The organism is Shewanella sp. 2_MG-2023 (genome assembly GCF_030548905.1).
In the GTDB taxonomy this organism is placed as follows: domain Bacteria; phylum Pseudomonadota; class Gammaproteobacteria; order Enterobacterales; family Shewanellaceae; genus Shewanella; species Shewanella electrodiphila.
The window spans coordinates 155,683-168,550 of sequence record NZ_JAUOSO010000001.1 but is presented as its reverse complement, the minus strand read 5'-3'; the positions used below and the strand labels follow the sequence as shown (position 1 = coordinate 168,550).

At 40.1% G+C, this 12,868-nt stretch carries 10 protein-coding genes; all 10 read left to right on the top strand.

Translation table 11 applies throughout. From position 1 onward, the window contains the following. Positions 1-165 precede the first annotated feature (165 nt). The 10 genes from Q4600_RS00655 (at position 166) to rfbD (ending at position 12,764) form a co-directional block, all read left to right on the top strand. Positions 166-1,674, top strand: a complete 1,509-nt coding sequence (locus Q4600_RS00655) for an MBL fold metallo-hydrolase RNA specificity domain-containing protein (protein ID WP_303512684.1) — start codon at positions 166-168, stop codon at positions 1,672-1,674. 513 nt (positions 1,675-2,187) lie between these two features. Further along, the gene (cysD, locus tag Q4600_RS00650) at positions 2,188-3,093 is read left to right on the top strand and encodes a sulfate adenylyltransferase subunit CysD (protein WP_303512686.1); all 906 of its coding nucleotides are present in this window, start codon (positions 2,188-2,190) and stop codon (positions 3,091-3,093) included. A gap of 91 nt (positions 3,094-3,184) precedes the next feature. Then, entirely contained in the window at positions 3,185-4,588 is a 1,404-nt protein-coding gene (cysN, locus tag Q4600_RS00645; protein ID WP_303512689.1) for a sulfate adenylyltransferase subunit CysN, read from the top strand. A gap of 300 nt (positions 4,589-4,888) precedes the next feature. After that, a complete protein-coding gene (locus Q4600_RS00640) occupies positions 4,889-6,616 on the top strand; it encodes an SLC13 family permease (protein WP_102529181.1) in 1,728 nt (575 codons plus the stop codon). Positions 6,617-6,642: 26 nt separating this feature from the next. Next, positions 6,643-7,287: an adenylyl-sulfate kinase gene (gene cysC / locus Q4600_RS00635; RefSeq protein WP_303512692.1), complete on the top strand. Its 645-nt coding sequence runs from the start codon at positions 6,643-6,645 to the stop codon at positions 7,285-7,287. A 470-nt stretch (positions 7,288-7,757) separates the two neighbouring features. Continuing rightward, on the top strand, positions 7,758-9,113 hold the full coding sequence (glmM, locus tag Q4600_RS00630) for a phosphoglucosamine mutase (protein WP_102529195.1): 1,356 nt from the start codon (positions 7,758-7,760) through the stop codon (positions 9,111-9,113). A 166-nt stretch (positions 9,114-9,279) separates the two neighbouring features. Then, complete coding sequence (gene rfbB / locus Q4600_RS00625; protein WP_303512694.1) at positions 9,280-10,404, top strand: dTDP-glucose 4,6-dehydratase; 1,125 nt, start codon at positions 9,280-9,282, stop codon at positions 10,402-10,404. After that, a complete protein-coding gene (rfbA, locus tag Q4600_RS00620; RefSeq protein ID WP_303512696.1) occupies positions 10,391-11,290 on the top strand; it encodes a glucose-1-phosphate thymidylyltransferase RfbA in 900 nt (299 codons plus the stop codon). The genes rfbB and rfbA overlap by 14 nt, the downstream gene beginning before the upstream one ends. Next, a complete protein-coding gene (gene rfbC, locus Q4600_RS00615) occupies positions 11,287-11,823 on the top strand; it encodes a dTDP-4-dehydrorhamnose 3,5-epimerase (RefSeq protein ID WP_303512698.1) in 537 nt (178 codons plus the stop codon). The genes rfbA and rfbC overlap by 4 nt, the downstream gene beginning before the upstream one ends. Next, on the top strand, positions 11,820-12,764 hold the full coding sequence (gene rfbD, locus Q4600_RS00610; protein WP_303512700.1) for a dTDP-4-dehydrorhamnose reductase: 945 nt from the start codon (positions 11,820-11,822) through the stop codon (positions 12,762-12,764). The genes rfbC and rfbD overlap by 4 nt, the downstream gene beginning before the upstream one ends. Positions 12,765-12,868: the final 104 nt, after the last annotated feature.

Sequence of the window (12,868 nt, the reverse complement as noted above, 5' to 3'; positions counted from 1 at the left end):
GCTTTAATTAATAAGCCTTGAGTTGACACTCAGGGCTTTTTTATGTGTATTTGATAAGGGGAAATATAGAAGGGAACTTTTAAGGCATTACTTTATTAAGCACATATCGTTTTATAACTTATTTATGTTAAGTTAATGGTATCTAAATCATAAAATGGATTTTATATGCGGATACTTCATCATGGCGCTGTGAATGGTGTCACTGGCTCATGTCATCAGTTAGATGTGAATGAGTCAGGTGTTGTTTCAAGTTATCTTATTGATTGCGGCTTGTTTCAAGGGGCTGAAACAGCTGGTAAATCTTCGGCGCAGCAATTACAGATTGATTTTGATATAAGTGCTGTGCAAGCGCTTATTGTGACTCATTGCCACATTGATCATGTGGGACGTATACCGTATCTCATTGCTGCAGGCTTTAATAAACCCATATACGCAACAACAGCCACAGCAGCTTTGTTACCTTTGGTAATTGAAGATGCCCTTAAAGTTGGTGTTACTCGTGACAAAAGCTTAATTAAAACGTTTTTGAAAAAACTGCGGTCTCTTATTCGTCCAGTTGAATATAGCCAGTGGGCTAGCCTTAAGCTTAATACTAATTCTAGCGTTTCCCTTAACGCCAACTTAAGTCAAAGACATTGCTCCAACTCTAAAGCGAATTCTAATGATTTCGCTAGTCCTGCAGCCAAGAATAATGCTGTGCCATCTCAGTGTGATGTCTCTTCAATCAAGCTTAAATTTAAACCTGCGGGACATATTTTAGGCTCGGCGTATGTTGAGTTTGACTTGATGGGTAAGGATAAACACAGAGTGGTATTTTCTGGTGATTTAGGCGCAACTTATACCCCTTTATTAGCGAGTCCCCGTAGCCCTTATCGTGCAGATACCTTAGTGATTGAGTCCACTTATGGGGATAAAACCCATCAAGGTCGTAAGCACCGCACTGAACTGCTCAAGCAGATCGTGACTAAATGCGTGGCGGACAATGGCGTAGTCTTAATACCTGCATTTAGTATTGGCCGCACCCAAGAATTATTATACGAATTTGAACAAATCATTAATCGCAACCCAGATAACCCTATGTGGCAAGAAATTGATATTGTTGTTGACTCACCCATGGCGGCTAAATTCACCGAGAAGTACCTTGAGTTCCAGAAATTATGGGATAAAGAGGCTAAAAAGGTGGTTAGCACTGGCCGGCATCCCTTAGATTTTAAGCAGCTATATACCATAGACAGCCATAAAGACCATTTAGCTGTAATTAATTACCTGAGTAATCGTAGCAAACCTGCAATTGTTATTGCGGCATCGGGTATGTGTAGTGGCGGGCGAATAATGAATTATTTAAAACGTTTTTTAGCTATGCCAACAGCAGATGTATTATTTGTCGGTTATCAAGCGCAAGGTACCCCGGGGCGCGATATTCAAATTTACGGACCTAAAGGTGGGTATGTGGTGCTTGATGATACCAGAATCGATATTAAAGCAGGGGTTTATACCATTAGTGGTTATTCTGCCCATGCAGACCAAACTAATTTAGTTAATTTTGTAAAACGTATGCATCACAAGCCTAAGCATATTCGCATTGTTCATGGTGATGATGAAGCTAAGCTAGCCTTGGCTGAAAAATACCAGCAATTATTACCTGATTGTGAGGTTGTTATAGGCAAAGAATAATAGCCTCCTCTATTGCAAACTTTTAAGGAGTTGGCTTTCAAGTTAATCGCTTTTAAGTTAGAGCCTTTCAGTTATAGGCTTTCAAATTTTTGGCTATCCAAGAGAGTTGCTTTATCGAATTTTGTTGCAGCGTTAGTAATGACCTTGACGGTCAATGAAGCATGCTATATTCGATATAATGTAAATACTTTTTCTGTTTGAGTTAGCGTCACTATTTAAGTTAATCAAGCTTGTTTTTCATCCCACCTTTCTTATCATCAATAATTCTTCCTTCATTTTGCCTCACTTGTGCCACTTACAGACACAAGCTGTCCGCGGCGAGTTACTTTGCAAACCTTTCATTCCTTTATATTCCTTTTCGTTATACTAAACTTTTCATTAATAACTTTTACTATTGTTTGATGCTGGTAATATAATTATATGTAAATTCAGCTTAACAATTATTAAAGGGATGACTCTGACATTTGGGTCTCTTTTTCTCATATGAATTATTGAAGGTTTATTGGAACTGATATGTCGACACAATTGACTCATTTAAAGCAACTTGAAGCAGAATCGATACAAATCATGCGTGAAGTCGCCGCTGAATTTGATAATCCCGTGATGTTGTACTCAGTGGGCAAAGACTCCTCAGTATTGCTTCATTTGGCTCGAAAAGCCTTTTACCCAGGAAAAATTCCATTCCCGTTGATGCACGTCGATACCAACTGGAAATTTAAAGAAATGATCGCTTTTCGTGATCAAATGGCCGAAAAATATGGCTTTGATTTAATTGTGCACAAGAATCCCCGCGGAGTGGCGATGAATGTTGGCCCCTTTACACATGGTAGTGCCAAACACACCGACATTATGAAGACTGAAGGGCTTAAACAAGCGCTAGATGAACATGGCTTTGACGCTGCTTTTGGCGGTGCAAGACGTGATGAAGAAAAGTCTCGCGCAAAAGAGCGTGTTTATTCATTCCGCGACAGTAAGCATCGCTGGGACCCCAAAAACCAGCGACCAGAACTTTGGAACATTTATAACGGCAAGGTTGATAAAGGCGAGAGTATTCGTGTATTTCCGCTTTCAAACTGGACTGAGCTGGATATCTGGCAATACATTTACCTTGAAGGCATTGAAATCCCATCGCTATATTTGTCAAAGCCTCGCCCTGTGGTAGAGCGCGATGGCACCTTGATTATGGTCGATGATGAGCGTATGCCAATTGAACCTAATGAAGTGGTAGAACAAAAAATGGTTCGTTTTCGTACTTTAGGCTGTTACCCATTAACGGGCGCAGTGGAATCAGAAGCGACAACTCTACCTGAAATTATTCAAGAGATGTTGTTATGCACCACATCTGAGCGACAAGGTCGAGTTATTGATAATGACTCAGCAGGCTCAATGGAGAAGAAAAAAATGGAAGGGTATTTCTAATAACAGAAATATATCTATTTTAATCCATCTAAATACCCCTAAAGAATTGATGAAGCTGCGCAGCATGTACGGCGATAGCTAAGGAAAAGAAATGAGTGATAGCACAAGCCTAATTGCATCTGATATCGAAGCATATCTAAACGTTCATGAAAATAAAGACATGCTCAGAGTATTAACGTGTGGCAGTGTTGATGACGGTAAATCTACGTTAATTGGTCGTTTATTGTTTGATAGCAAAATGATTTTTGAAGATCAAATGGCGGCCATTGAGAAAGATTCAAAGCGCTTTAATACCACTGATGAAGCTTTTGATTTAGCCTTATTAGTTGACGGTTTGCAGTCTGAGCGTGAGCAAGGGATCACCATTGATGTTGCTTATCGCTATTTTGCTACTGAGCAACGTAAATTTATCATTGCTGATACACCAGGCCATGAGCAGTACACCCGTAATATGGCGACCGGCGCATCGACTTCCGATTTAGCGATTATTTTGATTGATGCTCGCCATGGGGTTCAAGTTCAAACTCGCAGACACAGTTTTATTTGTTCACAATTAGGCATTAAGCACGTTGTTATCGCGATTAATAAAATGGATGCCGTTGATTATGACCAATCTGTTTATCAAAAAATTAAAAAAGATTACCGTGAGTTTGCCCAAGATTTAGCCTTTGATGATATCCGTTTTGTGCCTATTTCTGCTTTAAAAGGCGATAACGTCGTCAACGAAAGTGACAATATGAAATGGTATCCAGGTTCTACGTTACTTAAGTTGCTTAATACGGTATCTATTACTGAAGATACCAATGCATCTTTCCGTTTTCAGGTTCAATATGTTAACCGCCCAAACCTGAACTTTAGAGGTTTTTGCGGCACTGTAGCGTCAGGTGAAATCCGGGTAGGTGACACCATAGTTGCACTACCATCAGGTAAAGAAAGCAAAATTAAATCGATAGTGACTTTTGATGGTGACTTAGAAAAAGCCTCAGCTGGTATGTCAGTAACGCTTACCTTAGAGGATGAAATTGATGTTGGCCGTGGAGACATGCTTGTTAGGCCCCATGATCAACCTCATTCATCTAACCACCTTGAAGCTGATGTTGTTTGGATGGCTGAAGAACCACTTCAACTAGACCGTGAGTATGAAATCAAAGCGGGCAGCAAGTCGGTATACGGTTATGTGGATGCTTTTAACTTTAAAGTTGATGTTAATACATTAGCTACCGAAAGTACCCAACAACTGGCACTCAATGAAATGGGTAACTGTCATTTTACCTTAACAGCGCCAGTTCAATTTGACTCATACAGCCAAAATCGTTCAACGGGCGCATTTATTATTATTGATAGGCTGACTAACGTGACAGTGGGCGCTGCAATGATCCGCTCGGCGGTTGAAGGCGAGGTAAGTTCAAAGCACCAATACTCTGAGTTTGAAGTTGAGTTCAATGCATTAGTACGTAAGCACTTTCCGCATTGGGGTGCCAAAGTGATTGGCTAGCTTGTAGGGTGATCGTATAGAAGTGCTCGCATGGATGTGATTGGTAAGTGCGAGCACGTTGATTTGTTTCATGTTTGAAGCCAATTAACGTTTAAGGTGACTAATGTTTAAGGCGACTAATGCTTAAGGCAATTAACCGTTTAAAGCTAGCGGTTTGAACTACCGTATTCTTTTAGGGTACCAATACAGCGTTCTTGTCTCTGAGGCCACCACATCTAGATAGTATCTAAATACTTTACTAAGATGTGGTGCTTTTTAGTCCTATTTCTTTTTTACTTACTTAGCGTGAACCATTGTTATATGTCATTTGAAGCCTACGTTACAGTATTTATTTTTGTCGCCACTATCGTGGCATTATTGCGCTTTCAGAATCGGCCTGGCGCCGTTTTTGGCGTAACCTTATTACTACTAGTGGCTTCAGGCTTAGTAACCCAGCAACAGCTGTTATCTAGTATTGCTAATCCTGGGTTGATCACTTTAGTGTTATTGATCATTTGCTCTTTCGCATTAGAAAAAACCCGTCTCTTACGCCTTATAGCCTCTAAAGTGATTTTAAAAAGCTACAAGGCTACTTTTATTCGGCTGTTTTCGTTAACAACAATCAGTTCTGCTTTGTTAAATAATACCGCGGTCGTGGCGACACTACTTTCGCCGATTCGAAATAACCCACACCATTTCGCTAGTCGATTATTACTGCCCTTGTCCTATGCAGCCATTTTAGGGGGAACATTAACCCTGATTGGTACATCTACTAATTTAATTATCAACAGTCTCTATTTGGATACTGCAGGGCAATCGTTATCTTTTTTCTCATTTACAGCCATTGGTTGTTTATTGGTTGTTGGTTGTGGTGGGGTATTAGCATTTTCTGTCAGGTTTTTACCTGAAAATGCGCCCGTGTCGGATTGTAGTAAGGGCTATTTTATTGATGCCAAAATAACCGAGCATTCTGAGCTGATAGGAAGAACTGTCGAAAACAATGGCTTGCGCAATTTAGAGTCATTATTTTTGGTGGAAGTGGTGCGTGATGGATGTTTAATCAGCCCTGTTTCTCCTAGTGAAATACTCAGGCAAGATGACAGATTAATTTTTTCAGGTGACATAACTAAAGTTGAACAACTAGCTCAGTTCTCAGGCCTTAAAACTTTTGCCCATCAAAATGAACTGACAACGGCCAATTTGACTGAAGTCGTTGTTCGACCTGAAAGTATTTTAATTAGAAAAACACTTAAACATGTTGGCTTCAGAGCCTTGTTCGATGCTGCTGTTGTTGCGATTAGACGTGATGGTGAGCAAGTGTCGGGTAAGTTAGGTGAAGTGTGCATTAAAGCGGGTGATTTTTTAGTACTTGCTGTCGGTGAAGATTTTAAATCTCGCCGTAATATCAGTAAAAACTTTATCTTTTTGAGTGGTGTTGAAACTGAAGTTAGATTAAATGGCTGGCGGGCGTGGTTAGCGGTGGGAGGTTTTGTTTCTACTGTTGCGTTAGCGGCTTTGGGATGGGTTGAATTATTTCAAGGGTTAGTGATTTTACTTGGCTGTCTTATTTTATCTCAGTCGATTAGCGTTAATGAAATTATGCGTAGGCTGCCCATTGATATTTGGTTAATTGTTTCAGCGGCTATTTTGTTATCTCATGCATTAGCCAATGCCGGTGTTGTGAGCTTGTTGGGTGATTGGATAAGTGATGGATTTGACAGTAATCATGTTTACTTAGCTTTGATTATTATTTATTTTTTAACTTGGTTTATGACAGAACTTGTCACTAACAATGCTGCGGCCGCACTGATGTTTCCAATTGCGTACAGTGTGGCGTTGGGTTTTGGGGTCGATGTCTTACCGTTTGTTATGACGGTTGCATTTGCCGCCAGTGGCAGTTTTATTAGCCCCTATGGATATCAAACCAATTTGATGGTGTTTAACGCCGGTCAGTATAAGTTTAACGACTTTATTAAAGTTGGTTTGCCCGTCAGTATAGTTTATGGCGCGATTGTTATTCTGGCAGTGCCTTATTTCTTTCCTTTTTAACGACTTAAGTATTACAAGGATTTACCATGTCACAAACGCCTTATCAGTCTATTGACGTTAGCGCTGAAAAATCAACCGATGTTGTCTGGCACCTTACTAGTGTTAGCAATGATGAACGCGCCAAGCTCAATGGACATAGCGCTGCGGTGTTGTGGTTTACAGGATTAAGTGGCTCAGGTAAATCTACCGTTGCCAATGCTGTAGATAAAATGCTCTATGATTTGGGCTGTAAAACCTATGTGTTAGATGGTGATAACGTTCGTCATGGCTTAAATGGCGATTTAGGTTTTAGTGATACTGACCGAGTTGAAAATATTCGTCGTATTGGTGAAGTGTCAAAGCTATTTGTGGATGCTGGGTTGATTGTTTCTACAGCATTTATCTCGCCATTTTTACAAGACAGAGAAATGGTGCGAGCGCAGCTTAATCAAGGACAATTTATTGAAGTTTTTATTGATACGCCTATTGCAATTTGCGAGCAGCGAGACCCTAAAGGGCTTTATAAAAAAGCACGAGCAGGCGAGATTAAACACTTCACAGGTATCGACTCGGATTATGACATCCCTTTAACGCCTGAAATCCACGTTAAAACGGCCGAAAAAGACATTGAATCCTGCGCCAAGCAAGTGATTAACTATTTAATTGCTAATCACTACATCACTGTGAAGTGATATGTCGATGGATTTTGATGTGTTTAATTCTATTCCCATAATGAATCTGCATTATGGGAAGTAAGTTATTTTATTACTAACAGCTAACAGCTAACAGCTAACAGCACATCACCTCAAAAAATCTCATCTTAAGTCTTAATGTCAGCGCCTTTTGTAACTTCGCCTATAAAGCAGCTGGCATTAGCAAGACCTGTATAATAGTGTTTAGCCATGCTCAGGTTACTCTAAAGTTAGCAACAGATAAGTTGTTTAGCTAATGCTACGTCGGTCACTGAAATTAAATTTGTGCGACATAACTCGAACTCAATGATGTCCTGTCAATAAATATGGTTAAACTTGGCTAAAAATTAGGTAAACTTAGCCACAGTGAATCAAAGCATTCGATTTTTTAAAAGAGCTGTGAGCTGTTAGCTATGTGTTAAGTGCCATCAGCAGTCGGCCATGAGCTTGTAGTTTTTAATGGAGTGATAATGTCTCGTAAGTATTTTGGCACCGATGGGGTGCGTGGCAAAGTGGGTGAGTTTCCGATTAACCCATCGTTTGCGATGAAGTTAGGTTGGGCGGCAGGTACGGTTTTAGCCTCTGCTGGTACCAAAGAAGTGATTATTGGTAAAGATACCCGTATTAGTGGTTATATGCTTGAAACGGCAATGCAAGCTGGCTTTTCGGCAGCTGGTATTAATTGTGCGTTAGTTGGGCCTATGCCGACACCTGCGATTGCATATTTAACTTCAACGTTCCGTGCTGACGCAGGAGTAGTGATTAGTGCATCGCACAACCCTTATTATGACAATGGCATTAAGCTGTTCTCAAATTCAGGCACTAAGCTTAATGATGCGCAAGAGTTAGAAATTGAGCATTTACTAGATCAAGCGATTAATCACGGCGCCATGACGTGTGTAGATTCTGCAAAGCTAGGTAAAGTACGTAGGATCAGCGATGCTGCTGGGCGTTATATTGAATTCTGTAAAGGCACGTTTGATAAAAACAAGTCATTAATGGGCCTCAAGATAGTGGTGGATTCAGCTAATGGCGCGGCATACCACATTGCTAAAGAAGTGTATGCTGAACTTGGCGCTGAAGTGATTAGTATCAATGATAAGCCTGATGGTTTAAATATTAATGAACGTTGTGGTGCAACCCATTTAGATAGTCTTCAAACTGCTGTCATGGTTCATGAAGCTGATTTGGGCATTGCTCTTGATGGTGATGCCGACAGGGTGTTGTTTGTTGATCACAATGGTCACGCTGTAGACGGTGATGAGATATTATTTATCTTGGCACAAGCGGCTAAAACTTCTGGTGAACTAAGTGGCGGTGTCGTTGGTACATTAATGTCGAACTTAGGGCTAGAGTTAGCACTTAAAGAAATGGATATTCCTTTTGTTCGTGCAAAAGTTGGCGATCGTTATGTTGTTGAGCAACTTAAAAATACCGGTTGGCTTTTAGGTGGTGAAGGTTCAGGCCATATATTAAGCCTTAAACACACCACCACAGGTGATGGTATTGTTGCTTCGCTTCAAGTGTTAAATGCTTTGATTGATTCAGGTAAAAACTTATCTGAAGTCAAATCTGGGATGACTAAACTGCCGCAAATCTTGATTAACGTGCGTCTTAAAGCAGATAACGCTGATGAAATTATTGCATCTGAGCAGGTTCAAGCAGCTGTTAAAGCTGCTGAGGTTGTAATGGGTGATAATGGCCGCGTCTTGTTACGAAAATCAGGCACAGAGCCGTTAATTCGCGTTATGGTTGAATCAACTTGTGAAGATATGACGCAGACTCAAGCTCAAAGTATTGCCGATGCAGTATCTGCAGCTAATTGATTTATTAGCTTGAACATCATTGTTTAGTCGGGGTTAACTGACTTAACTAAATACAAATTAAAAATGCCAGAGCGATGCTCTGGCATTTTTGTTTTATTTGTTACTATATAGGTAATAAAGCGCATTCCTTCAGTGTTTGCGATATAGAATTAGGTCAGATACAAGAATGATTTTGATAACCGGTGGGGCGGGGTTTATTGGCAGCGCACTAATACGCTACCTTATAAATCACACTCAAGAGCAAGTGTTAAATCTTGACGTGTTAACTTACGCAAGTAATTTAGATGCTTTAAAAGAGGTTTCTGACTCACCTCGTTACCACTTTGTTCAAGCTAATATTTGTGATGCTGAGGCGTTGCAGAGAATTCTCGAACATTATCAACCTTCAGTTGTGATGCACTTAGCGGCAGAGAGTCATGTTGATCGTTCTATTTCAGGACCTTCGGAGTTTATACAAACTAATATTGTAGGTACTTTTCAGTTGCTTGAAGCATCTAGAACCTACTGGCATAAGATGAGTGGTGACAAAAAATCTCAATTTCGTTTCCTTCATATTTCTACTGATGAGGTTTATGGTGATTTATCGCCAACAGATGAACCTTTCTCTGAATCATCCCCGTATGCGCCAAGTTCACCTTATTCGGCATCAAAAGCTTCTGCAGATCATCTAGTCTGTGCTTGGCATCGAACCTATGGTCTCCCTATTATCATCAGTAATTGCTCTAATAATTACGGTGCTTATCAATTTCCTGAAAAATTAATTCCGCACATGATTTTAAGTGCCTTAGCTGGCAAGTCTTTACCGGTTTATGGTGATGGCTTACAAGTCAGAGATTGGCTGTTTGTTGATGATCATGTCGATGCTTTATATAACGTCATCAAAAAAGGGCAAGTCGGGCAAACCTATAATATCGGTGGAAATAACGAATACACTAATATTGATGTGATTAATCTGATCTGTGATTTGCTGGAGGAGTTAGCACCAGAATACAAAACAGGCGATCAATTTAGGGATTTGATCACATACGTTAACGATCGACCAGGCCATGATAAACGTTATGCTATTGATGCTTCTAAAATCAAAAATGATTTAGCTTGGTCTGCGAAAGAAACCTTTATAACAGGCCTTAGAAAAACGGTTAAATGGTATATCGCGAATGCTGGGATGTGGTTACCATTACCTCAAAATACTCTGTTTAAAAATCATATTGATATTGATAGTGTGCGTGAAGAAGAGAGCATTAAAAGTATTACTGATGGTGAAAAGGGCAAAGCTGATGCACAAAATTAATCAGCAAGCCTATAAAGGAGTCGTATTGGCGGGAGGCACTGGTAGCCGTTTATTTCCGCTTACTTTAGGTACGTCTAAACAACTATTACCTGTGTATGACAAGCCCATGATTTATTACCCAATTTCTGTGTTAATGCTGGCAGGTATAAAAGATGTGTTAATCATCAGTACCGAAGAAGATTTATCAAGCTTTAAAAGACTACTTGGTACAGGGGAAAGGTTCGGTATTAACCTTAGTTATGAGGTACAAGCAGCACCTGAAGGTATTGCGCAATCATTGATTATCGCAGAAGACTTTATTGCTGAAGATAATGTGGCTTTAGTGTTGGGCGATAACATTTTTTATGGCCATCATTTTAGAGATAAGCTACTAAATGCTGCCTCTAAAACTAAAGGTGCGACGATTTTTGGTTATCATGTTTGCGATCCAGAACGTTTCGGTGTAATAGAGTTTGACGCTGACGGAAAAGCGCTCAGCATTGATGAAAAACCATCATTGCCTAAATCTCAATATGCCGTAACAGGCTTATACTTTTTCGATAATGATGCCATTAACATAGCTAAATCTATTACTCCTTCAGCCCGAGGGGAGCTTGAAATTACCGATGTGAACATGGCTTATTTACAGCGTGGTGATTTAAGTGTCGAAACCTTAGGTCGTGGTTTTGCCTGGTTAGATACCGGTACGCATGATTCGTTACTTGAAGCGAGTCACTTTGTGCAAACCGTTGAGAAAAGACAAGGCTTAAAGGTCGCTTGTTTAGAAGAAATTGCCTACGGCAATGGTTGGCTCACTCGAGATGAATTAATTATCCAGGCCAAGTTTCATTGCAAAACCGCTTATGGGGATTACTTAATGTCATTATGCAAGGAACCCCAATTTTGAAGGTTATTGATACTAAGATTGCTGACGTTAAAATGATTGAACCTTCAGTGTTTAATGATGCTCGTGGTTATTTTATCGAGACTTTCCAAGCCGATAGATATCAGCGTTTGTTAGGTATCGATAAAGCGTTTGTTCAGGATAACTACTCTCGCTCTAGAAAAGGTGTTTTGCGTGGCTTACACTTTCAAAAAGTAAATCCTCAAGCTAAATTGGTTCGTGTTGTGAGAGGTGCCATTTTTGATGTGGCCGTTGATATTCGCAAAGGCTCAGTTACCTTTGGCCAATGGGTCGGCGTAGAGTTAACAGAGACTAATATGCGCCAGCTTTATATTCCTGAAGGTTTTGCTCATGGATTTGTCGCGCTCACTGAAATAGCTGATGTTGAATATAAATGCACAGATTATTATGACCCCAGCAATGAAGCTTGTATTAAGTGGAATGATCCTGATTTAGGCATTACTTGGCCCATTAAGAGTGTCATATTGTCTGACAAAGACGAGAAAGGTTTGCGATTTAAGGACCTGCTAAAGTGAAATGTTGGTTAGTTGGTGCGAGTGGTCAGTTGGGGCAATGTTTACAACAAGCGTTGATAGACAATCAGGTTTTTTCATCTATTGATCTGGTTAAATCAGTCCACACTAACCCTGACTATCCTAGTTCGGAACCTTTTTACTTGAAAGCCTCGAGAACGAAACCGTTCAAGCTTGATATCACCGATTTTGATGCGGTAATGCTCTTTGTTCTTACTCATAAGCCTCAACTCATTATCAATACAGCAGCTTATACTGAGGTAGATAATGCGGAGTCGAATATTGATAAGGCTTATAATGTTAATCATAAAGGCGCTAGAAATTTAGCCTTGGTTGCTAATCAATCCAATATCCCTATTATTCATATTTCGACTGATTTTGTATTTGATGGTCAAGCGACAATTCCCTATCTAGAAACTCACTCTTCGCGTCCTATAAATGTGTATGGCGCGTCAAAACGTCAAGGTGAGTTAGCTATTCAACAAGCGTGTTCTCAACATGTCATTATTCGAACATCTTGGTTAATCAGCGAATATGGTAATAATTTTGCTAAAACCATTATTAGACTCGCTCAGAATAGAAATGAGTTACGTATTGTTGATGATCAAATGGGCTGCCCGACATCAGCACATGATTTGGCTGACGTTATCCTTACCATTTCGATGAAAATTGCAGAGGGTAAATATCACTGGGGAACTTTTCATTATTGTGGCTCTTCGCCGACGACCTGGTTTAGGTTATCAAGTGCGATTGTTGCTGAAGCGATGAGTCAGGGGAAGTTAACTGCATCACCTAAGCTCGTTGCTATAAATACTGAAGATTTCCCACTTCCTGCTAAACGTCCACAATATTCCGCTCTAGATTGCAGTAAAATAGCTAAGACCTGGGGGGGGGGGATTTGTGATTGGCAGCATGCTTTAAAGCGCATTGTAAGCCAGTTATAAAGATTGCTCTGGGAGATAAGCTTGAAAGAAACTCTTTTTGATGAGCCCTTTGAGATGAGCCCTTTGTGCTAAGGACTTTGAGACAAGGCCTTTGAACCAAAAGA

What these genes read in the sequence shown, in the direction of transcription:
- rfbB (WP_303512694.1), top strand. Translation starts at nt 9,280, where the DNA reads ATGATTTTGATAACCGGTGGGGCGGGGTTTATTGGCAGCGCACTAATA.
- cysC (WP_303512692.1), top strand. Translation starts at nt 6,643, where the DNA reads ATGTCACAAACGCCTTATCAGTCTATTGACGTTAGCGCTGAAAAATCA.
- rfbA (WP_303512696.1), top strand. Translation starts at nt 10,391, where the DNA reads ATGCACAAAATTAATCAGCAAGCCTATAAAGGAGTCGTATTGGCGGGA.
- cysN (WP_303512689.1), top strand. Translation starts at nt 3,185, where the DNA reads ATGAGTGATAGCACAAGCCTAATTGCATCTGATATCGAAGCATATCTA.
- glmM (WP_102529195.1), top strand. Translation starts at nt 7,758, where the DNA reads ATGTCTCGTAAGTATTTTGGCACCGATGGGGTGCGTGGCAAAGTGGGT.
- cysD (WP_303512686.1), top strand. Translation starts at nt 2,188, where the DNA reads ATGTCGACACAATTGACTCATTTAAAGCAACTTGAAGCAGAATCGATA.
- Q4600_RS00640 (WP_102529181.1), top strand. Translation starts at nt 4,889, where the DNA reads ATGTCATTTGAAGCCTACGTTACAGTATTTATTTTTGTCGCCACTATC.
- Q4600_RS00655 (WP_303512684.1), top strand. Translation starts at nt 166, where the DNA reads ATGCGGATACTTCATCATGGCGCTGTGAATGGTGTCACTGGCTCATGT.